Origin of the sequence: Rhodococcus sp. SG20037 (assembly GCF_031763325.1) — a bacterium.
In the GTDB taxonomy this organism is placed as follows: domain Bacteria; phylum Actinomycetota; class Actinomycetes; order Mycobacteriales; family Mycobacteriaceae; genus Rhodococcus_F; species Rhodococcus_F qingshengii.
The window spans coordinates 6,284,721-6,306,780 of the sequence record NZ_CP134497.1 but is presented as its reverse complement, the minus strand read 5'-3'; the positions used below and the strand labels follow the sequence as shown (position 1 = coordinate 6,306,780).

At 62.6% G+C, this 22,060-nt stretch carries 23 protein-coding genes; 12 read left to right on the top strand and 11 right to left on the bottom strand.

Features of this window, described 5'->3' with window-relative positions; genetic code table 11:
• Positions 1-30: 30 nt before the first annotated feature.
• A complete protein-coding gene (locus RHP72_RS29130) occupies positions 31-1,089 on the top strand; it encodes a Dyp-type peroxidase (RefSeq protein ID WP_042447536.1) in 1,059 nt (352 codons plus the stop codon).
• Positions 1,086-1,880: a family 1 encapsulin nanocompartment shell protein gene (locus tag RHP72_RS29125; RefSeq protein ID WP_003942478.1), complete on the top strand. Its 795-nt coding sequence runs from the start codon at positions 1,086-1,088 to the stop codon at positions 1,878-1,880. The genes RHP72_RS29130 and RHP72_RS29125 overlap by 4 nt, the downstream gene beginning before the upstream one ends.
• Here RHP72_RS29125 and RHP72_RS29120 read toward each other — a convergent pair.
• Genes RHP72_RS29120 through RHP72_RS29110 form a run of 3 tightly spaced genes read right to left on the bottom strand, consistent with a single transcriptional unit; the run spans position 1,869 to position 3,533 of the window.
• Positions 1,869-2,195, bottom strand: a complete 327-nt coding sequence (locus tag RHP72_RS29120; RefSeq protein WP_054801527.1) for a hypothetical protein — start codon at positions 2,193-2,195, stop codon at positions 1,869-1,871. The two genes, RHP72_RS29125 and RHP72_RS29120, sit on opposite strands and share 12 nt — an antisense overlap.
• On the bottom strand, positions 2,192-3,016 hold the full coding sequence (locus RHP72_RS29115; RefSeq protein ID WP_007729070.1) for a DUF692 domain-containing protein: 825 nt from the start codon (positions 3,014-3,016) through the stop codon (positions 2,192-2,194). Before RHP72_RS29115 ends, RHP72_RS29120 begins: the two co-directional genes overlap by 4 nt.
• Positions 3,017-3,062: 46 nt before the next feature.
• Positions 3,063-3,533 carry an Lrp/AsnC family transcriptional regulator gene (locus tag RHP72_RS29110; RefSeq protein ID WP_020971454.1) on the bottom strand — a complete coding sequence of 157 codons (471 nt, stop codon included), beginning with the start codon at positions 3,531-3,533 and terminating at the stop codon, positions 3,063-3,065.
• 154 nt (positions 3,534-3,687) lie between these two features.
• Here RHP72_RS29110 and pdhA point away from each other — a divergent pair, with 154 nt between their 5' ends.
• Genes pdhA through RHP72_RS29085 form a run of 5 tightly spaced genes read left to right on the top strand, consistent with a single transcriptional unit; the run spans position 3,688 to position 9,552 of the window.
• On the top strand, positions 3,688-4,815 hold the full coding sequence (gene pdhA, locus RHP72_RS29105; protein ID WP_311094153.1) for a pyruvate dehydrogenase (acetyl-transferring) E1 component subunit alpha: 1,128 nt from the start codon (positions 3,688-3,690) through the stop codon (positions 4,813-4,815).
• Positions 4,816-4,817: 2 nt separating this feature from the next.
• A complete protein-coding gene (locus tag RHP72_RS29100) occupies positions 4,818-5,822 on the top strand; it encodes an alpha-ketoacid dehydrogenase subunit beta (protein ID WP_311094152.1) in 1,005 nt (334 codons plus the stop codon).
• Positions 5,819-7,042: a dihydrolipoamide acetyltransferase family protein gene (locus RHP72_RS29095; protein WP_311094151.1), complete on the top strand. Its 1,224-nt coding sequence runs from the start codon at positions 5,819-5,821 to the stop codon at positions 7,040-7,042. Before RHP72_RS29100 ends, RHP72_RS29095 begins: the two co-directional genes overlap by 4 nt.
• The gene (lpdA, locus tag RHP72_RS29090; protein WP_311094150.1) at positions 7,042-8,421 is read left to right on the top strand and encodes a dihydrolipoyl dehydrogenase; all 1,380 of its coding nucleotides are present in this window, start codon (positions 7,042-7,044) and stop codon (positions 8,419-8,421) included. The genes RHP72_RS29095 and lpdA overlap by 1 nt, the downstream gene beginning before the upstream one ends.
• A gap of 24 nt (positions 8,422-8,445) precedes the next feature.
• The gene (locus RHP72_RS29085; RefSeq protein ID WP_311094149.1) at positions 8,446-9,552 is read left to right on the top strand and encodes a Glu/Leu/Phe/Val dehydrogenase dimerization domain-containing protein; all 1,107 of its coding nucleotides are present in this window, start codon (positions 8,446-8,448) and stop codon (positions 9,550-9,552) included.
• On the opposite strand, the gene RHP72_RS29080 is transcribed toward RHP72_RS29085, so the two are convergent.
• From RHP72_RS29080 to RHP72_RS29070, 3 genes are all read right to left on the bottom strand, one after another.
• Positions 9,481-10,389: a TIGR04222 domain-containing membrane protein gene (locus tag RHP72_RS29080; RefSeq protein WP_311094148.1), complete on the bottom strand. Its 909-nt coding sequence runs from the start codon at positions 10,387-10,389 to the stop codon at positions 9,481-9,483. The genes RHP72_RS29085 and RHP72_RS29080 overlap by 72 nt on opposite strands.
• Positions 10,386-11,294: a TIGR04222 domain-containing membrane protein gene (locus RHP72_RS29075; protein WP_064113141.1), complete on the bottom strand. Its 909-nt coding sequence runs from the start codon at positions 11,292-11,294 to the stop codon at positions 10,386-10,388. The genes RHP72_RS29080 and RHP72_RS29075 overlap by 4 nt, the downstream gene beginning before the upstream one ends.
• Before the next feature lie 138 nt (positions 11,295-11,432).
• Positions 11,433-12,110 (bottom strand): SDR family oxidoreductase, encoded by a 678-nt coding sequence (locus tag RHP72_RS29070; RefSeq protein WP_007729052.1) that lies wholly within the window; start codon positions 12,108-12,110, stop codon positions 11,433-11,435.
• Between the two features lie 77 nt (positions 12,111-12,187).
• Here RHP72_RS29070 and RHP72_RS29065 point away from each other — a divergent pair, with 77 nt between their 5' ends.
• The 4 genes from RHP72_RS29065 to RHP72_RS29050 all read left to right on the top strand — a co-directional run bounded on the left by RHP72_RS29065 (position 12,188) and on the right by RHP72_RS29050 (position 16,429).
• Positions 12,188-13,114, top strand: coding sequence for a metal ABC transporter substrate-binding protein (locus RHP72_RS29065; protein ID WP_064442879.1), 927 nt, complete (start codon positions 12,188-12,190; stop codon positions 13,112-13,114).
• Entirely contained in the window at positions 13,111-13,842 is a 732-nt protein-coding gene (locus RHP72_RS29060; RefSeq protein ID WP_311094147.1) for a metal ABC transporter ATP-binding protein, read from the top strand. Before RHP72_RS29065 ends, RHP72_RS29060 begins: the two co-directional genes overlap by 4 nt.
• A gap of 3 nt (positions 13,843-13,845) precedes the next feature.
• Positions 13,846-14,736, top strand: a complete 891-nt coding sequence (locus RHP72_RS29055; RefSeq protein WP_003942568.1) for a metal ABC transporter permease — start codon at positions 13,846-13,848, stop codon at positions 14,734-14,736.
• 136 nt (positions 14,737-14,872) lie between these two features.
• Complete coding sequence (locus tag RHP72_RS29050; RefSeq protein WP_007729043.1) at positions 14,873-16,429, top strand: GGDEF domain-containing protein; 1,557 nt, start codon at positions 14,873-14,875, stop codon at positions 16,427-16,429.
• Here RHP72_RS29050 and RHP72_RS29045 read toward each other — a convergent pair.
• Together RHP72_RS29045 and RHP72_RS29040 are read right to left on the bottom strand one after the other, a co-directional pair.
• On the bottom strand, positions 16,418-17,170 hold the full coding sequence (locus RHP72_RS29045) for a cyclase family protein (RefSeq protein WP_007729041.1): 753 nt from the start codon (positions 17,168-17,170) through the stop codon (positions 16,418-16,420). The two genes, RHP72_RS29050 and RHP72_RS29045, sit on opposite strands and share 12 nt — an antisense overlap.
• Before the next feature lie 144 nt (positions 17,171-17,314).
• Entirely contained in the window at positions 17,315-17,725 is a 411-nt protein-coding gene (locus tag RHP72_RS29040; RefSeq protein WP_030537452.1) for a TIGR03668 family PPOX class F420-dependent oxidoreductase, read from the bottom strand.
• Between the two features lie 60 nt (positions 17,726-17,785).
• Between RHP72_RS29040 and RHP72_RS29035 the strand changes: the two genes are divergently transcribed.
• Complete coding sequence (locus tag RHP72_RS29035) at positions 17,786-18,787, top strand: PHP domain-containing protein (protein WP_047272636.1); 1,002 nt, start codon at positions 17,786-17,788, stop codon at positions 18,785-18,787.
• A gap of 49 nt (positions 18,788-18,836) precedes the next feature.
• On the opposite strand, the gene RHP72_RS29030 is transcribed toward RHP72_RS29035, so the two are convergent.
• The 3 genes from RHP72_RS29030 to RHP72_RS29020 form a co-directional block, all read right to left on the bottom strand.
• Positions 18,837-20,198, bottom strand: a complete 1,362-nt coding sequence (locus tag RHP72_RS29030) for a DUF222 domain-containing protein (RefSeq protein WP_311094146.1) — start codon at positions 20,196-20,198, stop codon at positions 18,837-18,839.
• Positions 20,199-20,317: 119 nt separating this feature from the next.
• Positions 20,318-21,229, bottom strand: coding sequence for a cation efflux family transporter (locus RHP72_RS29025; protein ID WP_007735270.1), 912 nt, complete (start codon positions 21,227-21,229; stop codon positions 20,318-20,320).
• A 72-nt stretch (positions 21,230-21,301) separates the two neighbouring features.
• Positions 21,302-22,000, bottom strand: coding sequence for a haloacid dehalogenase type II (locus RHP72_RS29020; protein ID WP_007735269.1), 699 nt, complete (start codon positions 21,998-22,000; stop codon positions 21,302-21,304).
• Positions 22,001-22,060 lie beyond the last annotated feature (60 nt).

The following is a 22,060-nucleotide window of genomic DNA, read 5'->3' as shown; positions in this document are numbered from 1 at the left end:
GGACTGCCGGAATCGTCCATACTGGTCTGCATGGCGGAAACGAGTGAGATCGACGAGGCCGAAGTGGCCCTTCCCGCGATACCGCAGCCGTTGCTGACCCCGCTCACGGAAGCTGCGATCTTCCTGGTTTTCACCATCGACGAGGGTGGTGAGCAGGCAGTTCACGATGTTCTGGCGGATATTTCCGGGCTGCAACGCTCGATCGGATTCCGGGTTCCCGCCGGTGGCTTGGCTGCCGTCGTCGGCATCGGTTCGGATGCGTGGGACCGACTTTTCGACGGTCCACGGCCGGCGGAATTGCATCCGTTCGTCGAGTTGACCGGTGACAAACACCACGCCCCGCGCACGCCGGGCGATCTGTTGTTTCACATCCGGGCCCGTCAGATGGACCTGTGCTTCGAGTTCGCCACGGTCGTGACCAACAGGTTGGCCGGGGCCGCGTCGGTGATCGACGAGGTCCACGGGTTCAAGTATTTCGAGCAACGCGACCTCATGGGTTTTGTCGACGGTACCGAGAACCCGTCCGGGCAGGCCGCTTACGTCGCGGTCACCGTCGGTGACGAAGATCCGGATTTCGCAGGCAGCAGTTACGTCATCGTCCAGAAGTACCTCCACGACATGTCGGAGTGGAACTCCCTGCCCGTCGAGGAGCAGGAGAACGTCATCGGACGCTCCAAGCTCGAAGATCTCGAGATGGACGACGACACCAAGCCGGCCAACTCCCACACCGCGCTCACCGTCATCGAGGACGAATCCGGTGAGCAGATCCAGATTCTGCGGGACAACATGCCGTTCGGCCACGTCGGCTCCGCTGAGATGGGTACCTATTTCATCGGTTACTCGGCGTCGCCGACGGTCACCGAGCAGATGCTCACCAACATGTTCATCGGGAATCCCGTCGGCAATTACGACCGCATTCTCGATTTCTCCACCGCCGTCACCGGAATCAATTTCTTCGTTCCGACGGCGGACTTTCTCGACGATCCCCCGGACTTGCCGACCAGGCTCGTTCCCGAAGCGACGTTCACAGCGCCCATCTCTGACGGTTCTCTCGGAATCGGCAGCCTCAAAAGGAGTGCCCAGCAATGACAAACCTGCACCGCGACCTAGCACCCATTTCGGCAGCAGCCTGGGCCGAGATCGAAGAAGAGGCGAGCCGTACCTTCAAGCGTCACGTCGCCGGTCGTCGTGTCGTGGATGTGGAGGGACCGTCGGGTGACGATCTCGCGGCCATCCCACTCGGGCATCAGGTGCCGATCAATCCCTTGGCCGACGGCGTCATCGCACATGCTCGTCAGTCCCAGCCGATCATCGAACTGCGGGTCCCGTTCACCGTCAGCCGTCAGGCCATCGACGACGTCGAACGCGGCGCCAAGGACTCCGACTGGCAGCCCGTCAAGGACGCGGCCAAGCAGATCGCGTTCGCCGAGGACCGCGCCATCTTCGAGGGATACCCCGCAGCCAGCATCACCGGCGTGCGGGCCAGCGGTTCCAACCCGGAACTGAAGCTCCCCATCGACGCCAAGGACTACCCGGAAGCCATCAGCCAGGCGATCACGTCGCTGCGCTTGGCCGGTGTCAACGGACCGTACTCACTGCTCCTGAATGCAGATGCGTTCACCGCGATCAACGAGACCTCCGATCACGGCTACCCCATCCGCGAGCACCTGCGACGCGTCCTCGACGGCGAGATCATCTGGGCCCCGGCCATCGACGGCGCTTTCCTGCTGTCGACGCGTGGCGGTGACTACGAATTGCACCTCGGCCAGGACCTGTCCATCGGCTATCTCTCGCACGATGCGAACTCCGTCGAGCTGTACTTCCAGGAATCGATGACGTTCCTCATGTACACCAGCGAAGCTGTTGTCTCACTTGCGTGAGACCTTTCGAAACCTCTGATACCAGGGTGGGCGAGGCAGTTCGCCGATGTCCTGGAGATGGGCGACAAAGGCCTGGGCATCCGCATGCGAAGACGTCTTCGGCCGTCCGTCCGCCCACGCTGTGAACAACTGAAGATAACGATCGCCGAGAGTGTGGCGCACGACCGGAAGGTGGTGCGCCACTTCTCCTGCGCGCTTTCGGAGCAGTGCCGCCGAGACAACGGCGGCTTCGTCTTTGTCGAAGCCTTCGGGCAGTTCGCCACCCGCCACCAGTGCGCGAATCAGCGCCTCTTGACGCTCACCGAGCGTGCTCATGTGCGTGACCAATCGGTGCCCGCGGTGATGCGATCCAGACCAGCTGCGTCGGCGATGGCATCGAGCTCGTCGAGCAATTCCAGTGCCGGCGGATAGTTTCCGTCGCGCTCGAGCATGATGGCGGGATGGTGACCGGCGGCGGTGAACTGCGCAAGGAGTTCCAGCACGGCTTCGGGTACCGGATCGGTGTGCGTGTCGTGGTATTTGCCGTCGCTGATGCTGCCACCGGCGATGTGGCAGTATGCGATTCGCTCGAGTGGTAGCCGGCTCAGCTCGGCCCAGGGATCACGCCCTCGGTTGAGGGCATTGGCATAGACGTTCGCGATGTCGAGAACCAGCAGGGCTCCGGTGCGCTCGACGATTTCCGCGAGAAACTCCCCTTCGGTCAACTCGTCGTCCGGCCAGTCGAACAGGGCGGCAACGTTTTCGACGGCGAACGGCACCGGTAGACCGTCCTGAGTCCGGGTGATGTTGCGTACCAGGGCGTCGACGGCTTCGTAGGTGCGCGGAAGTGGGAGCAGGTGGCCGGCCTCGATGCCGCCTGCACGCACGAATGCGATGTGCTCGCTCGCCAAGGGAGCGCCCAGTAGCTGGGATGCACGCGCAAGGTGATCGATCCGTGCCTGATCTACCGCCTCGGCCCCGCCAAGTGAGAGCGAGATTCCGTGCGGGATCACCGGAACTCCGAGCGAGCCGAGGTGCGGCGGTATCTCGTTTCCGACGGATTCGGCAATGACTTCGCAGAATGCCAGGCCGTCGAGTTGCGCGATGATTCCGGAGACCTCGGGGCGCCAACCGATTCCCAGGCCGTGCAGGGTCATTCGAGTCACCTCCCGTGTGCAACTGCTAACGGCGACTATAGACGGATCAGCCGGGCAACCAGTTGGGTCCCGGACCGTTGCCTTCTTCGAAGATCAGCCACGTTTTGGTCGAGAGAACCCCGTCGAGTCCCTGGAGTTCTTCGAGAACGGTGTGGCGTAGTTCCTGGTTGTCCGGGGCTCGAACCAGCACCAGAACGTCGAAGTCGCCGCCGAGGAGGGAGAAGTGCTCGACAAACGGCAGGGCCTTCAAGGACGCCGCCAGACCTCGCCACGAGTGCTGCCTGATCGAGAGTGCCACGTATGCCGAGGAGCCGAGTCCGGCCTTCTCGTGGGCGATCCGCGTCGTGAATCCGGTGATGATTCCGGCGTCCTCGAGCCTTTCGATGCGGACGTAGGCGTGAGCGCGGGATATGTGCGCCTTCTCGGCCAGTGCACGCATGGAGATGCGACTGTCTGCGACCAGTTCGGCGATGATGCGGCGGTCGATCGCATCGAGAGCGTGCGGTTCGGTGGCCATCTGTCCATTCCTGGTTCGGTAGTCGAGTCGGTTGATGGACATATTGCTGCCCGAATCCTCATCATAGGCCGTTTGTCTTGAATCCTCGACGCTTGCTGCCATTACGTCGCCGAAGTGCGAATACTGATGGACACAACGTCTTCTGGAGGTAGAAGTGACACTTGTCGAGCCCTTGGGGGAACTGCGGTATCAGAAGTTCCTGCCGGCCGATTCTGCGGTGCAGTACCTCGACCCTGCCGGAGAACTGACGCGCAGCGAGGCCCGCTACGCAAAACCGAGCGACGATTGCCTGATCGCGATGTATCGAAAGATGTTCCTGGGCAGGCGTTTCGACCAGCAGGCTACGGCGCTGACCAAACAGGGGCGCCTGGCCGTGTATCCGTCCTCGCGAGGGCAGGAGGCATGTCAGATCGCGGCAGCGATGAGTCTGGAGCCGAGTGACTGGCTCTTCCCCACCTACCGGGATTCGATGGCGTTGGCCGCCAGGGGTGTCGATCCGGTGCAGATTCTGAGCATGCTCGCCGGCGACTGGCACTGCGGATACGACCCGGTCGCACTGCGCAGTGCGCCGCAGTGCACCCCGCTGGCAACGCAATTGCTGCATGCAGCCGGAGTGGCATACGGGGAGTCTCGACGGGGCTTGAACACCGTCGCCTTGGCGCTCTGTGGTGACGGCGCCACCAGTGAGGGCGATTTCCACGAGGCGCTGAACTTCGCCGCCGTCTTCAAAGCGCCGGTGATCTTTCTGGTGCAGAACAACGGATTTGCGATCAGCGTGCCACTGTCGCGCCAAAGCGCAGCACCGACGTTGGCGCACAAGGGCGTCGGCTACGGGATCGGCAGCGAGCAGGTAGACGGCAACGATCCCGTCGCGATGATGGCCGTCATGGACGAGGCAGCGCGCTTCGTTCGCAGCGGAAACGGACCGGTGATCGTCGAGGCACACACTTATCGCATCGACGCACATACCAATGCCGACGACGCCACCCGCTACCGCGACAGCGCCGAGGTGGAAGCCTGGCTCGGGCGAGATCCGTTGCCGCGTCTCGAAAAGTATCTGCGCGCACACGATCTGATCGACGACGCGTTCGTCGAATCACTGACCGCGGAGGCCGAGGCAGAGGCCGCCACACTACGCGCCGGCATGAACGTCGACCGCCCGCACGATCCGCTCGATCTGTTCCGGTACGTCTTCGCCGAGCAGACACCGCAATTGCGAGAGCAACAAGCCCAACTCGAAACCGAACTTGCCGCCGAAGCCGCTGACACAAGGGGACACTGACCATGCCCATGCTCACGATGGCTCAGGCCCTCAACACCGCGCTACGCGACTCTCTGGCCGCGGACGACAACGTTGTCGTCTTCGGTGAGGACGTCGGCACCCTGGGCGGCGTTTTCCGCGTCACCGACGGCCTCACCCGCGACTTCGGCGACGACCGATGCTTCGACACTCCCCTCGCCGAGTCCGGCATCATCGGATTCGCAATCGGCATGGCCATGACCGGTTTTCGTCCGGTCGTGGAAATGCAGTTCGACGCGTTTGCCTATCCGGCATTCGAGCAGATCGCCTCCCATGTCGCGAAGATCCGCAACCGCACCAAGGGCGCGCTGTCGATTCCGATAGTCATTCGTGTTCCTTTTGCCGGCGGTATCGGCGGGGTGGAGCATCACTGTGATTCCAGTGAGGGCTACTACGCGCACACACCCGGACTGAAGGTTGTAGCGCCGTCCACGGTGGAAGATGCGTACTCGCTGCTACGTTCGGCAATCGAGGACCCCGACCCCGTGATCTTCCTCGAGCCCAAGAAGCTGTACTTCGCGCGAGCAGATGTCGAACTGACCGCACGCGAGCCGATCGGTCGCGCCGTCGTCCGTCGCCCCGGTCGTGACGCGACGCTCATCGCCTACGGTCCGTCCGTGGATGTTGCACTGAGGTCCGCCGAGGCCGCTGCAGCCGAGGGCCGGGACATCGAGGTGATCGACATCCGCTCGATAGTGCCGTTCGACGACGAGACGGTCACCGCATCGGTGCGAAAGACCGGACGCTGCATCGTCATCCAGGAAGCGCAGGGTTTTGCCGGTGTGGGTGCAGAAATTGCTGCCCGCGTGCAGGAAAGGTGTTTCCACCATCTCCATGCCCCGGTGCTCCGGGTCAGCGGCTTCGACATCCCCTACCCCGCTCCCAAGCTCGAGCGTCACCACCTGCCCAGCGTCGACCGTGTCCTGGACGCCGTCGACCGTCTGCAGTGGAACGACACTCCCGACACCCGTTGGGCGGTGACGGCATGAGCAATCAGGTATTCATGCTCCCCGATCTGGGTGAAGGTCTGGCGGAGGCCGACATCGCGGAGTGGCACGTCAAGGTCGGCGACGTGGTCACCATCGATCAGATCGTCGTCGAGGTGGAAACTGCGAAAGCTGCTGTGGATGTGCCCATCCCGTTCGCCGGGACCGTGATCGAACTACACGGCAAAGACGGAGACACCCTGAAGGTGGGCACTCCGTTGATCACTGTGAGTGGTGGCGAGAGTGTCGACGCGGTCGTTTCGGCCAACCACGAGCGCTACCGCGAAGAGGAACGCGCCGGTTCGGGCAACGTCCTGATCGGCTACGGCACCAGCGAGGATGCACCGAGACGCCGACGCAGAGCTGCTCCGTCGGTACGTGTGATCTCGCCGATCGTTCGTAAATTGGCCTCTGACAACAGTATCGACCTAGCCACGATTTCCGGATCGGGCGCTGGCGGAGTCATCACGCGCGCCGACGTCGAGGCCGGGGCAAACTTCGGACCGGAAACGGAAACGTCACACGCGACCGACCAAAGAATTCCGATCAAGGGGCTACGCAAGGTAGTGGCCGACAAGCTGTCCACCAGCCGCCGTGAGATCCCGGACGCGACAACCTGGGTCGACGTCGACGCCACCGAACTGCTGGCGGCGCGAGCCGAGATCAACAAGTCACTGCCCGATTCCGACAAGATCCGCCTGATGGCGCTCCTGGCTCGGCTGACCATCGCGGCGTTGGCGCAGTACCCCGAACTGAACTCGTCGGTCGATACTGCTCGAGGCGAGATCGTTCGACACGCCCGCACCCACCTGGGGATCGCCGCGCAGACACCGAAGGGATTGATGGTACCGGTCATTCGAAATGCGGACGCCCTGAGCACCGTCGAACTCGCACAAGCACTTCGGGTGACCACCGACCTTGCCCGCGACGGCAAGCTCGAACCCGCCCGCCTGACCGGCGGCACGTTCACACTCAACAACTACGGGGTATTCGGGGTCGACGGATCGACTCCGATCATCAATCACCCCGAGGCGGCAATTCTGGGGATCGGACGCATCATCGACAAGCCGTGGGTCGTGAACGGCGAGTTGACCGTTCGTAAGGTCACTCAGATCTCGTTGAGCTTCGACCACCGCGTCTGTGACGGGGGCGAGGCCGGCGGATTCCTCAGGCTGTTCGGTGACTACATCGAGAACCCGATCCGCGTCCTGGGAAGGCTCTGATGACAACTGCAGAACCCCACAGCGACGTCGTGATCCTCGGTGGAGGATCGGGCGGCTATGCCTGCGCCATCCGCGCCGCTCAACTCGGATTGTCGGTCACGCTGATCGAAGCGGACAAGGTCGGCGGAACGTGCCTGCACCGCGGATGCATCCCGACCAAGGCACTGCTGCATTCCGCCGAGGTGGCCGATTCGGCACGCACCAGTGAGCAATTCGGTGTCCGGGCATCTTTTGCCGGCATCGACGTCGCGCAGGTGCACGACTACAAGAACGGGACAGTCGAGCGGCTGTACAGCGGTCTGCAAGGCTTGTTGGCGCAACACAAGATCACCATCGTCAACGGATACGGGACGTATGTCGGTGGGCGAAGCATCGACGTCGACGGAACCCGCTACACCGGAACATCACTCGTTCTGGCCACCGGCTCGTATCCGCGGGAACTCCCCGGCATCGAACTCGGCCGACGGATCGTCACCAGCGACCAGGCACTCGAACTCGACCGGGTGCCCACCAGCGCAACGGTACTCGGTGGCGGTGTCATCGGCGTCGAGTTCGCAAGCCTCTGGCGCTCGTTCGGCGCCGAAGTAACGATCGTCGAGGCACTCCCCCGACTGATCGCCGCCGAGGATCCGTGGTCGTCGAAGCAGCTGGAGCGGGCATACCGGAAACGTGGAATCGTCTGTAAGACAGACACAAAGGTCGATTCCGCGAAAGAAGCAGCCGATTCCGTCCGCATCGAACTAAGCGACGGAACGAAACTCGACACCGACCTACTGTTGGTCGCCGTCGGCCGCGGCCCCCGCACGGACGGTAGCGGTTTCGAAGAAAACGGAATCAACCTCGACAAGGGATTTGTCGTCACCGACGAACGCCTCCGTACGTCCGTGGACGGTCTGTACGCGGTCGGCGACATCGTGCCCGGTCTTGCATTGGCGCACCGAGGCTTCCAGCAGGGAATCTTTGTGGCCGAACAGATTGCCGGCAAGGATCCGATACCGGTCGCCGAACACCTGATTCCTCGCGTGACGTACTCACATCCCGAAGTTGCATCGATCGGACTCGACGAAGAGGCGGCGCGCACGCAGTACGCCGACGTCTCCACCGTCATCTACGACCTGGCAGGTAACGGCAAGAGTCAGATCCTGCGAACTACCGGCGGAATCAAAGTGATTCGAAGCGGAACGAAAGGCCCTGTTGTCGGAGTTCACCTGGTGGGAGACCGCGTCGGCGAACTGATCGGTGAGGCGCAGTTGGCCGTTGCCTGGGAAGCACTTCCCGATGAAGTGGGGCGTTTCATCCACGCGCACCCCAGTCAGAACGAAGCGTTGGGCGAGGCCATGCTCGCACTCGCGGGAACACCACTGCACGCCCACAACTGACCCGGAGACAGAAAAGGAGATTCAATGAGTATCGACGACGAACTGCGCTGGGACGGTGAACTGACCGTCACACGCCATGATCGGGAGACCGGCACGACTTTCGTGATTCGAATCGACTCCACCCGTCTGGGACCGGCGTCGGGTGGCACGCGGGCCGCTCACTATCCCTCCATCGGTCACGCATTGGCGGACGCCGGGAAGCTGGCCGGCGCAATGACTTTGAAGATGGCGGTCTCCGATCTGCCGATGGGTGGCGGGAAGTCGGTAATAGCGCTACCTGCACCGCGCAATCAGATCGACGCCGCAACCTGGACCCGTATCCTCGACATCCACGCCGAGAACATCGACAAGCTCGAAGGAAACTACTGGACCGGTCCCGACGTCAACACCAACTCTTCCGACATGGATCAGCTCAGCCGCACCACCAGATACGTCTTCGGGCGTTCGGTTGACAACGGTGGCGCCGGTTCCAGCGCGCACGCCACCGCTCTGGGTGTGTTCGAAGCGATGAAGGCCACGGCGCGTCGCCGAGGACTCGGAACACTCGACGGCCGAACGGTACTGGTACAGGGGCTCGGCGCCGTCGGCGGCGACGTCGTCCGTCTCGCAGCGCAGGCCGGCGCACGTCTGCTGGTTGCCGATACGGAGCCGCAGCGCCTCGAGGCGGCTTCTCTCGCGGGGCACACGGTCGTTCCTGCCGGCGAGGTCCTCCGAACACCGTGTGACCTCTTTGCCCCCTGCGCGATGGGAGGCATCATCGATTTCGCTGCGGCTGCGTCGATTCCGACTCTGGCCGTGGCGGGCGCAGCAAACAACATCTTGACCGATGCCGCTGCCGGTGAGGTTCTGCGAGACCGCGGTGTTCTCTGTGCCCCTGATTTCGTCGCGAACGCAGGCGGAGCCTTTCACCTCGTGGGGCGAGAAGTCCTGGGGTGGAACGAAGACGACGTCGTCGAACGAACCCGCGGGATCGGTCGAACCTTGGACGAGGTGTACTCGTTGAGCGAGGAACGTGGCATCACTACCGAGGCTGCAGCGCTTATGCTCGCCCGGGCGCGGCTATCCCCCACATCCACCGCCGCCGCCGCCACATCCGCCGCCCCCGCTGCAGCTGCTGCCTCCCCCGCCTGAACCGCCACCGTCCGAACCCCCGCTACTTCCGCTGCCGTCGGCACCGATTCCGGCGGCGGAGGCCAAGGCGGGATTGATCATCAGCATCGCCGAACCGGCGAAGAGAGCGGCGGACATTCCCGCCAAACGTGGTCCGTAGGCGGAGAAGGCAGGCTTGTTGCGCGGGGACAGGTAGGCGTGTGCCGTGGTCAGTTCCGAACGTGCCGCCTTGCCAGAGGTGGTTCGATCGAAGTTGAGCCCGAGCAGCGGGATGCTGAACCCGGTGACGAGTACGGCGAGAATCAGAAACTCGACGGGCTTGTCGTTGTGCAGTCCGAAAGCAATGCGGACGATACCCACGGCCACCAGGATCTTCAGCGGAACTGTGGAGAGAAAGATTGAACGCCTGGCGCTGTCGGAGGTCAGGTATCCCCGGTCCGCCAAAGAGTTTCGTAGGCGAGCTGTTTCCACCGTCATACGCTCGGCGAGTTGGCGCCGACGATGGGGTAGAGCCTGCTGGGCCAGGCGCTGGTACACGGTGAGGGTGTACCAGTCCAGGGTCTCGTCGCCAGGGCCCAACGGGCGCAGGACAGCGCCGTCGGTGGTGATCAGGTCAGCGCTACGCAGGATTGCCAATGATGCTGCGATGGCGCGTGACTCGCCGGTGAGCATTCCGACTTCCGGAGGCGTCAGTTGCTCGGCGGAATACCCGTGCTCGGTTGAGTACCCGTGCCGGCGTGCCCGGATCATCAGACGCCACCCCAGAGTGAGAACCATGAGCGTGGCCGAAACGGCTATGTAGCCGTTGAGGAAATCCTCGCTGGGGATCCCCCAAGTGTCGACTGCATGCGTGCTCATCCCCCACACCCCCCGCCACCGCAACTGCTCCCACTGCCGCCACCGCCGTCCGAACCGGATGATCCGGATGAGGAGCCACAACTGTAGTAGCTCGAACTTCCGCCACCCGGGCTGTACGCGGCGCCCGCAGCTACCGCTCCCGCCAGCGCCGGATCGATCAGAACCAGAGCGCCCGCACCGAAGAGCGCCGCCGACAGCCCGGCGAGCGAGGGACCGTAGCTCGTGTACGCGGGCCGCAGTTTCGGTGAGAGGTAAGAGTTTTCGTGCTTGAGGCGTCGAAGCTCGCTGTCTCCCAAAGCTGTCCGACGACGCTTGATGCGAAGAAGTGGAATCATCAGAGCGAGAACGATGATGGTGAGGAGCAGGAACCCGACCGGCTTACCGCCGGCGATTCCGGCGACGAGACGGACTACGCCGAGAGCAATGACCGCCACGATCGGAACGGTCCGAAGGGCAGCGGTCAGACCGTCCTGCTGGCGTTGCAAATATCCCTCGTCGATCAACGTCGTACGTAGTTGTGCGAGTGCGACGTTCAGCCGTCCCATCAGACGCACCTGCCGCAGCGGGACCTTTCCGTTGCCGAGCCGCTTGTGCACCGTACGGGTGAACCAGTCGAGACGATTCTTGTCCTCCGCAGTGAGTGCCAGCTTGGTCTTGCCTTCGGTGCTGATCAGCTCGGCGCTACGCAGAATAGCCATCGACGCCAGCACCGCTTGGTAGTCACTGGTCAAGGCACCGATCTCGGGAGGAGTGAGCGGCCGACGGACAGCGTCGACGACCACCGGTGACCGGCGCGCAGTCATTCGGCTGTACAGCGAGAGTCCGATCGCGACGGCAGCCGCCACCAGGTACCACTGAAGGAAAGTCTGGCTGGGGATCCCCCATGTATCCGTATGATCATGCATCGCACACCACCTCTCGATGAACTCCTGAGACAAGTCCAGTCTCTTTGTCCGACAACTGATGTCAGTATCGGGCCAGTGCCCGGAAAAGCGATATCCGGATTGCCATCGTCACCATTCCGTTACCGCCGAACTGGGGATTTACCGGCCGGTAGGTCGAAGCACGATCTCCGTGGGGTGTGCGTCGGACGGTGTTTCGACGGCAGTGAGTACGGCACGCGCCACAGTGGAGGCTTTCAGGAAGCGCTCCGGGTCGTACTCGTCGCCCTCACCCGCGACGATGTCGCGCTGCATGTCGGTGTCGATCCGTCCGGGGTGAATGGAGGTGACCCGAAGTGCCGGCTCTTCCAGGCGCAACGCATCTCCGAAAGCGCGCAGGGCGAACTTGCTGGCCGCATACGAGCCCCAACCGGCGTTGGCGCGCAGTCCGGCACCCGAATTGATCAGCACGACGTGACCTCCAGCCGCACGAAGCGCGGGCAGGAGAACCCGCGTGAGTTCGGCGACGGCGATGACGTTTGCCTCGAGGGTGCGTCGCCACTGATCGACCGAGGATTCCTCGATGGTTCCGATGTCGGCCACGCCGGCGTTGTGTACCAGCACGTCGAGCGTCGTGATGGACGAGGCGGCGGCGGCGACGGCGTCGTAGTCCGTGAGGTCGAGGGGTAGGGGCGTCGATCCGGGCAGTTCGGCGCAGATCGGCTCGAGGGCCTGTGCGGATCGTGCACCGAGCAGCAGGTCGTGTGTCGGCGCCAGTTCGCGTGCGATGGCAGCTCCGAGGCCGCGACTGGAACCGGTGATCAAGGCAGTAGGACGCATGGCCCGAGCCTATCGAGTGGAGATTGTTCGGCGAGACGAACTTGTGTATTTGTTTACCCACATATTAGAGTTCGACCATGACGACACGCGACGCGAAGAACTTCCGCCGCCTGGGAATTGCCGCCCTCGCCGCCCTGCTTCTGTCCAGCTGTTCTGCGGTGAGTTCTGGCTCCGACGACGACCGCCCGGTGGTGCTCACCACGTTCACCGTGCTGTCGGACATCGCCCAGAACGTTGCCGGCGATCATCTTCGCGTCGAGTCGATCACCAAGGCGGGGGCCGAAATTCACGGCTACGAGCCGACGCCCGGAGACATTCGGCGGGCGAGCGAAGCCGATCTGATCCTCGACAACGGCATGAACCTCGAGGCGTGGTTCGCGAAATTCGTCAACGGACTGGACGTGCCACACGTCGTGGTCAGCGACGGCGTCGAAGGCATTCCGATCGCCGGCGACGCGTATGCGGGCAAGCCCAATCCGCATGCATGGATGTCTCCGTTGAATACGCAGATCTACGTCGACAACATGGTGACTGCTTTCAGCGACCTCAACCCGGACAACGCCTCGGCATTTGCGGAGAACGGCGCGAAGTACAAGGCGGAACTGCAAGCAGTGCAGGACGGCCTGGTCAGCGGCCTGGCGGCATTGCCCGCAGGTCAGCGCGCACTTGTCAGTTGCGAGGGTGCGTTCTCCTATCTGGCCAGGGACGCGGGACTCAGCGAGGCGTACATCTGGCCGGTCAATGCCGAGCAGCAGGCGACGCCGCAGCAGATCATCGCCGCGATCGACTTCGTCCGAGCCAATTCCGTTCCCGCCGTCTTCTGCGAGTCGACGGTCTCGGATGCCCCCATGCAGCAGGTTGTCGGGGCGACCGGCGCGAAGTTCGGCGGAACGCTGTACGTCGATTCGCTGTCCGAAGCCGACGGTCCCGTGCCCACCTACCTGGACATGATTCGCCACGACACCGACGTCATCCTCGGCGGTCTGACCGGCGGTAAATCATGAACGAAGCCATTCGCGTCGAAAACGTCAGCGTTCACTACGGCGAGGTCCACGCACTGGACCACGTCGATCTGACGTTGAACTCGGGTAGCGTCTGCGGACTGATCGGCATGAACGGTTCAGGAAAGTCGACTCTGTTCAAAGTGATCATGGGGATGATCAAGCCGGACAACGGTTCTGTCAGAATCGCCGGTCTCGACGCAACCACTGCGCGCAAGAGCGGCCGCGTCGGATACGTGCCGCAGAGTGAAGACGTCGACTGGACCTTCCCGATCAGCGTCCGTGACGTCGTGATGATGGGCAGGTACGGTCACCTCGGATTCTTGCGACGTCCGCGGCGTGCAGATCGCGAGGCGGTGGCAGAGGCCCTCGAGCGGGTGGAACTCACCGAATTTGCGGATCGTCAGATCGGTCAGCTCTCGGGTGGTCAGAAGAAGCGCGCGTTCGTCGCACGCGGCATCGCTCAGGACGCGTCGATACTGTTGCTGGACGAGCCGTTTGCGGGCGTCGACAAGCGTTCCGAGGCAACGATTTCGATGCTGCTACGAGAGTTGGCTTCCGACGGCCGGTCGATCTTGGTCTCGACCCACGATCTCCACGCTGTGCCGAAACTCTGCGACGAGGCGGTACTGCTCATGCGCAAGGTCCTGGTGCATTCCGACCCGGACACCGTGCTGCAACCGGAAAACCTCGCCCTGGCTTTCGGTCTCGACGTGATGGACAGGACCTGATCGATGAACCTCGTAGAACTCCTACTTGATCCTCTCCAGTACGGATTCATGGTGCGCGCGTTGGCCGTTGCGGTTGTGGCAGCGGTTGTCTGCGCGGTGCTCAGTTGTTGGTTGGTGCTCATCGGGTGGTCGTTGATGGGCGACGCCGTCTCGCACGCCGTGCTGCCGGGTGTTGTCCTCGCTTACGTCGTCGGCGCTCCATTTGCGATCGGGGCCTTGATCTTCGGGTTGATCGCCGTAGCCCTGATCGGACTGATCCGTAACACCAGCCGCGTCAAGGAAGACGCCGCGATCGGTATCGTCTTCACGACTCTCTTTGCGTTCGGTTTGGTTCTCATCTCGGTGACCCCCAGCCAGACCGATCTCAACCACATCATTTTCGGCAACCTGCTGGGGGTGAGCTCGTCTGATCTTCTGCAGGTCGCGATACTCGGCGCGTTGGCGTTGAGCATTCTGTTGATCAAGCGTCGTGATCTGACGTTGTTCGCCTTCGACCCGATCCATGCGAACGCGATAGGTCTTTCGCCCAAGCGCCTGGGTGCGCTGCTACTCGGCGTCCTCGCGCTCACGTCCGTTGTGGCGTTGCAAGCCGTCGGCGTCGTGCTGGTAGTGGCGATGCTGATCATCCCCGGCGCGACGGCCTACCTCCTCACCGACAAGTTTTCGCGGATGCTGGTGATAGCTCCCGTCGTTTCCGCAGTCTGCGCGATTGCCGGTATCTACGTCAGCTACTACCTCGACACGGCTTCCGGTGGCATGGTCGTCATGACTCAGGGCATCGTGTTCGCTCTGGTGTACCTGTTCAGCCCGTCGCAAGGGGTGATCGCGAAATGGACTTCGCAGCGGCGTAGGACCCGAGCGGAGTACAGCGCCGCGGCGTACGAGCCTTCCTGATCGTTCGTCCAGTTAACAATCCGCTACCAAATCGAGTAGGTTCGTACGGGCATTCGTCACCACGAACATTCCGGCCGCAACGATGCCGGCTGCAAGACGATCGGTGGTGACGCCTTGAACACCGATGGGTTCTTCGATGACGCAGTTCCGAGCGCGACGCACGTGGCTGGTTCTCGGCGTCGTTGTCGCGGTCATCGCTCTCGCCGGATCCGGGCTGCTCAGCCCACGAACTTCGGTTCTGGTGGACGATATCGCCCAGCTCGTCGGCGGAGCCACCGCAACTGCGGTCTGTTGGTGGACATCGCGGCGCTATCACGGCGTCGAGCGTCGTTGGCGAACTCTGATGGCTCTGGGTATGGCCGGCTGGACTCTCGGGATGTTCTTCTGGGCGTTCTACCGCTCGGTTCTCCACGTTCCACTTCCGTCGCCGTCGATCGCGGATATCGGTTTCTTCATGTTCCCGGTGTTCGCCGTGCCGGCGCTTCTGTCGTTGGTGCGTCAGTCGCCCCGGCGTGAGGCGATCGGTCCGATCCATCTCTGGCTCGTGCTGACGCTCGACGGTCTTGTCGTTGTCGGTGGATTGTTCATCCTCACGTGGACGACGGCCCTGGGCGCCGTCGTTCATACCGGTCCGACGGGATCTCTCGGGTTTCTTGTCGCGGTGATGTATCCGATCACCGACTTCGTTCTGATCGCCATGGTCTTGCTGATGGTCATCGGACCGAAGGCCGTAGCAGAGATCCGTGAACCGCTGACGTTCCTCGGGTGCGGGTTGGTGATGCTCTCCCTATCGGACAGCCTGTACGCGTACTTGGTGGCGATCGGCGCCGAGAGTATGCCGACGATCGCCGATGCCGGGTTCATCGCGGGGCCGCCGTTGATCGCCTTGGCGGCGCTGACGAAGCGAACCGAGCCTCGGAACCGCAACGCGCCGCAGCAGTGGCGAAGCGATCGGACTCAGTTGCTGCTGCCGTATCTGTTGATCGCGGTGATCGCGACGATCGTGACTGTTCAGGCGCTGATCGTCGGCAACCTCGATGCCGTGGTCGTGATACTCGGCGTCGGCGTGTTGGTTCTCGCGCTGGTGCGCCAAATACTCACGCTCCTCGAGAACGACGCGCTCCTCCAACAGATCTCCGCTGCCCAGGACGAGCTGAGGTACCGAGCACATCACGACCCACTCACCGAGCTTGCAAACCGGGCCGCGTTCGACGAACACTTTGCGAGCGCCATCGAAAACTATCGCCAGACGAACTCCGATTGGGTGCTGATGCTTGTCGATCTGGACGACTTCAAACAGATCAACGATCGATACGGGCACCCGGCCGGCGACCGGTTACTGGTTGCTCTCACAGCACGTCTGCGCGAAGCGGTTCCCGAGGGTGCGTTTGTCGCCCGATTCGGTGGCGACGAGTTCACAGTGCTCCTGCAGGGCACGATCGACGACGCCGTCGTCGTGGCTCGCCGGATCGTCGACGCGCTCAGGTCCGATCAGACTGCAGACACATCGGTGTCGGTGGGTGCGAGCGTTGGTGTCGCGCATTTCGAGTCCGCGCAGTTCGAGTTTGGGGACGAACCGCTCAGCGCGCACACTCTTCTTCGCCAGGCCGATGCGGCGATGTACGAGGCGAAGAGAAGTGGGAAGGGCGCGGTCGTTGTCTACGGCGACCGTCGCAAATGGTTATCGCCGTAGTAGTGCGAAAATCGTTGCCGGTGAACCCGATCCGGCCTTGTTGATCGCACCACCGACAAGGATGCTAGCCCCGGTGGTTGGCAGGGCGGCAAGATTGTTCAAGTTCTCCAGGCTGATTCGATGCTTGTCGTACAGGATTGTCGAGACGGGGTAGGTTTCGTCGTTTCCGAGGTCGGGACCGAACGTGTCGGTTCCCAAGGCTCCGCGGGTGCCCAAACGGCCGGTGTCTATCAGCCACCGCGCCGCGTCCACCGAGAAGCCGGGCTGGTGGGTGACGCCCTCGGCATCGGAGTTGGCATATTCTTCGCTACCCCAGCGCGATTCCCACCCGGTCCAGAGAACTACGGCCGCTCCATCGGGGATCTTGCCGTTGCGCGTTTCCCATTCCTGCAGGTCCGCGACCGTGAGCGCATAGTCCGAATCGGCGGCAGCCTTGTCCCGGATGTCGATCTTCACTGCGGGGAGGAAGAGGTCCGCCGGATCGAGTTGGTCGGCTGTGAGGCCGCCTTCCTGGAAGTGTGCGGGTGCGCCCCAATGCGTGCCCGTGTGCTCACCTTCCTTGACGTACTGGAGGTAGTAGCCGTCGTCTGCGATGGTGGCCGCTGTGTCGAGAGTGAACTCGGGGTCGCCTGGAAAAACCGGCGTCGTCGCCGGGTCGTTCACGTGTGAGAGCGAAACAACCGACAACTGTTCGTTCAACGGACTTGTTGCGTCTTGACTGCTTCCGGAACTGCTACCCATGTCGATCACCTGAGGTCCCGCTACCAGCGCCAGACCTGTGGCTGCGCGCTGAAGTAACTGCCGTCGTTTCATCGATCCCCCACCAATTTGTCCGAATTGAGAGTGTTGCAATCACTTTCGCTCCTTGAACACTAGGACAGAACCTTAGGCTGCTGCGGACCACGACGACCACTCCACATCGCGGACAGCTATCACCTGTCCGTGCGGTCGGTGATCTACGTACTGCGGATACTTTGCGGCCAAAGCATCGATCGCGCTCTCGGACTCCTTGGTGCCGGGGTCGAGAACCTCCGCATGTCCGTCGACGCGGACCCACCAGAGCGCGGACCAGTCGTCATCGTAATGATCGACCAGCAGGCTTGCGCGCCCCGTCTCGGTGATGTTCCGGAGCCTGCGAAGAGCGGTCGTGGTTTTCGGTTTGTGGTCGACACAGGAATAGACGGTGCCGCCGACCAAGACGAATACCAGCGGCACGATGTGCGGAACGCCGGCCGCATCTGCCGTTGCCAGGTGAGCCACCCGCGCGGCTTCAAATCGTGCTCTCGGGTCGTCCATATTCACAGCGTAAGGGGATCAAGGGTTGCCGCGAGCCGCTGCTGACGGAACAGTGGTCTCATGGAACCGGATGAAGCGCTTCGGGAGATCGCCTACTGGCTCGAACGATCACGCGCTGAAACGCACCGCGTCAAGGCCTATCGCCGAGCTGCGGAGGTCTTTTCAGGATTGTCCGACGAGCAGAAGGAGTCTCGCCGGAAAGCCGACAGTTGGAAGGCCCTCACCGGCATCGGGCCGAAGACTGCCACGATTATCGCTCAGTCGTACGACGGCATCCCCGAGTATCTCGAGGAACTGCGGGGGCAGGCTGAGCCCATCGGCGACAGCCCATTGCGACAAGCGCTGCGCGGCGACCTCCACACCCACTCCGACTGGTCCGATGGTGGAAGCCCCATCGAAGAAATGATGCGACGCGCAGCAGCACTCGGCCATGACTACTGCGCCCTCACCGACCATTCGCCTCGCCTCACAGTTGCCAACGGGTTGTCCGCGGAGCGCCTACGGTCTCAACTCGACGTGATAGCCGGGTTGAATGCCGAACTGGCTCCCTTCCGCATTCTCACGGGAATCGAGGTGGACATCCTCGAGGACGGTTCACTCGACCAGGATCCCGATCTGCTCGACGAACTCGACATCGTGGTGGCGAGCGTCCACTCCAAGCTGCGGTCCGAGCGTGAGGCGATGACCCGCAGAATGCTTGCTGCAGTGCGAAACCCGCGTGTCGATATTCTCGGACACTGCACCGGGCGTCTTGTCGAGGGTGCTCGCGGAACCCGGCCCGAGTCGCAGTTCGACGCGGAGAAAGTGTTCGAGGCCTGCCGCGAATCAGGCACAGCCGTTGAGATCAATTCCCGACCGGAGCGTCGTGACCCGCCTTCGCGTTTGATCGAGTTGGCCCGCGATCTCGATTGTCTTTTCTCCATCGACACTGACGCCCATGCCCCCGGTCAGCTGGCTTGGCAGGGCTACGGCTGTGACCGGGCCGAAAAGTGCGGTGTCGAAGCCGATCGGGTGATCAATACCTGGACCGCCGACAACCTTCTGGAGTGGGCGGGCAATTGAGAGCATGCCGGAATGGGTCACCGAGGCGTGTGCTCGGTGACCTCCGGGTTCAGAGTCGTGTGGTGGAGCGGCGGGGTTTCCGGTCGGGGTCGATGCCCGGTGGTGGGATGAACCAGGGCAGGTGATCGGTGCCCATTCGGATTTCCCATTGTCCGGTGAATCCGGGTTTTCGGTGCATCAGGGTGTGGTGGGTTCGGCAGAGCAGGACCAGGTTGTCCATGACGGTTGGTCCTCCTTTGGCCCAGTGTTTGATGTGGTGGGCGTCGGTCCAGGCGGGGACGCAGTCGCAGCCGGGGAAGGCGCACCCTTTGTCTCGGGCGATCAGGGCGGTGCGTTGTGCCGCGGTGACAAGCCTTTTGAGTGGGGTGACGTCGAGTGGGGCACCGTTTCCGTCGAGGAGGACGCTGGAGAGCATGCAGTCGCAGGCGATCATGCGGGTGCGGCCGACGCTCAGTGGTCCCATCCAGGGCATGTGGCCGACATCGAGATCTTGTTTGTCGAGATCGTGAAAGTCGAGATCGAGCATGCCGGGATCGTCGTCCTCGGAAGGGACAGGTGTTGAGCCATCGCCCGTTGTGGCGCATTCACGGTGGTAGGCCAGGTCTTTGGCGTTGATGTGCACGTTCAGGTGTGGGCGTTGGCCGCCGTCGATGCCGGTGGCAGCGTTGTCGAGGTAGCGTCGGATGAGTTCTGCCATGGCGTCTGCGTTGCGTGTGGCGGCGGGTCGTTTGTCGGGTGTGCCGTCTTCGGCGGGGGTGGGCATGGAGAGGTTGGAGAGGGCGGAGAGAAGCATTTCGCCGGTCACTCCGTCGAAATCGCCTCGGACGGCGACTCTTCCGTTGAGGGTGGGGGAGATGCGCAGTTCGTTGCGGTCGGTGTCTTCGCTTGGTGGTGGGTCGTCGGATTCGAACATGTGCTCGAGGACGCTGATGGCGTAGCGCAGTTTGACGGTGGTTGCTTCGGTTCCCGATGCTGCGGCGAGGAGTGTGTCGCGGCAGTACGGTAGTGCGGCGTCGGGCATTGCCTTGGGTGGGGATTCGCAGAACGCCACGATCAGTGCTGCGTGCTCGAAAGTGAGGTCACCGGCATCGAATTGGTCTTCGATCTCGGGAAACGACCGTAGCGCTTTGCCCAGGGCTGCGATTCTTCTGCCGGTGGAGATCTGCAGCATGGTGTGGTTCGCGAGCCATTGTCCGGTGCCGCGGTAGCAGAGTACTTGTTCGTCCGGGTTCAACGTCAGGGTGTCGACGGCGGCCACTCGAATGGCTTCCAGGCGAAGGATTTCCGCTGACGCGGTGATGGCGATCTCGCGGACGTCGCTGGGGTGAAGCCGCCACAATCGTCCGCGCACACCCACGGCGGAGTTGTTGACCACGTCGGTGACAGTATCGTCGGTGATGTTGATCGTCATGAGAACCCCCCGTTCCACCTCCCATCATACTCGAACATACTTTCGAGTCAAGGGCTTTTTCGAGAAGGTGAGGTGGGCCCGGCCGTCGTGATTCTGTTGTTCGAGAGCAGATTCCGTCGCTAGAGCATCAGCGCCGGATCTGTAGTCAGTTCGATGTTCAGCCACGGTTCGTAGGGGAGATCGGCGAGGCTGGTGGCGAACGAGCGTCGTACTGCGTCTTCACCGTCGATGTCCCAGCTGTGTGGCGCGACCATGAACGTCGCTTCGACATACAGCTTGCGACCCACCTTGCTCATGGTGAGAGTCGGTTCGTCCAAACCGAATTCGTCGCGGACGACGGCGATGGCATCGTGCACGCGGGCCTGAACGTTTTCGCCGGGAGCACCTTCGAGGAGTTCGATCAGTGCGGTTCGCAGAAGTGCGTACGGTTGCGGGACCAGCATCGCGCAGCCGAGGAGGACCAAGACGGAGTCGACATATCGGTCGGCGTCGGAGAAATCGGTGCGGCCCAGGATCATTGCGACGACAGCACCGACTGCGACCAGCGCGCTGAAGGCAGCCGACGCTCCCCATTGCCTGGCTTCGGCGACGAGCAGATCAGATGTGCGGTCGACTTGTCCGACGTAGCGCCAGATGATGATCGACACCACTGCGCTGACAGCGCCGTATGCCACCAGAGACCCCGCGGTGACGTCGGCTCCGCCCGCGAGGATGACACGAACTGCCTCGACTGCGGCGTAGGCGAGCGTCGCCAGTAGTGCCATGCCCTGGACAGCGATGACGACCGGGATCAATGCCTCCTTTCCGAACGGGAAGCGTGCGGTGGGGCCCGAGTCGGCTATCCGCGAGACCCGCAGTGAGATCGCCGTCAACACCATTCCGATGAGGGCGTACACACCGTCGAGCAGGATCACCTGGGACTGCGAGATCCAGCCCCAGAATGCGGCGAGCACAGCCAACGCCGTTGCGACAACGAGCGAGTACCGCAGGGCCTTGCGTTCGCGGGTAGCGCTGTCTTCCTTGGTGCCCATGAATTCCAAACCGCCTGTCCGTTTCGATATTCCTTCACGTAGGAATACCAGCAACGACGCGCAGGCACGGGATCAGTGGACCAATTGCGCTGCCAGATCGAGAAAGTCCTCGGCGTTGATGTCGAACTCGTCGGAGAAGGACACATCGGGATTGCCCCTGGCTCCGAATTCGAGTGGTCGAGCTATGAAGGCTGTGCGGAATCCGAGAGCTTTGGCCGCCCGGATGTCATATTTGTGACTGGCAACCATCATGATCTCGGCCGGGTCGTACCCGAGATATCGAGCGGCCAGGTGGTAGATCTTCGGATCTGGTTTGAAGACGCCGGCCATTTCGGCAGTGAAGACGGCATGCCATGGCAGATTTCCGTGCCGGGAGATGCTGACTGCGGCATTCACGTCGGCGTTGGACAAGGCAGCGATTGTGTACTGCTGGCGCAGGGTTGTCAGGCCGGCGACAGTGTCGGGCCACGGGTCCAGGAATTTCCAGGCGGTGGTGAGTTCTTCCTGTTCGGCATCGGAAAGTTCGATGCTCTCGCGGGCCAACAGCTTGCGCAGAGCCTCGCGGTACACCGAATGTACTGTCACCCATTCGCCTGTGGAGTCGTCGGCCTCGGAGGTGTTCGCGAAGTACTCAGCGCGCCAGAGATTGACGAATCTTGGCCAGTCCACGTCGGCGTCGGTGATTCGACGGGCCTCTCGGCACAGTGTGCTGTGAAAATCGGTCGCTGTGCCCTGGACGTCGAACAGCAGTGCTTTGATCTTCTCGCGCACTAGGCCTCCACTCCGAGATCACCTGACGGACTTCCTTCATTATTGCGGCTGCAGCGCCGG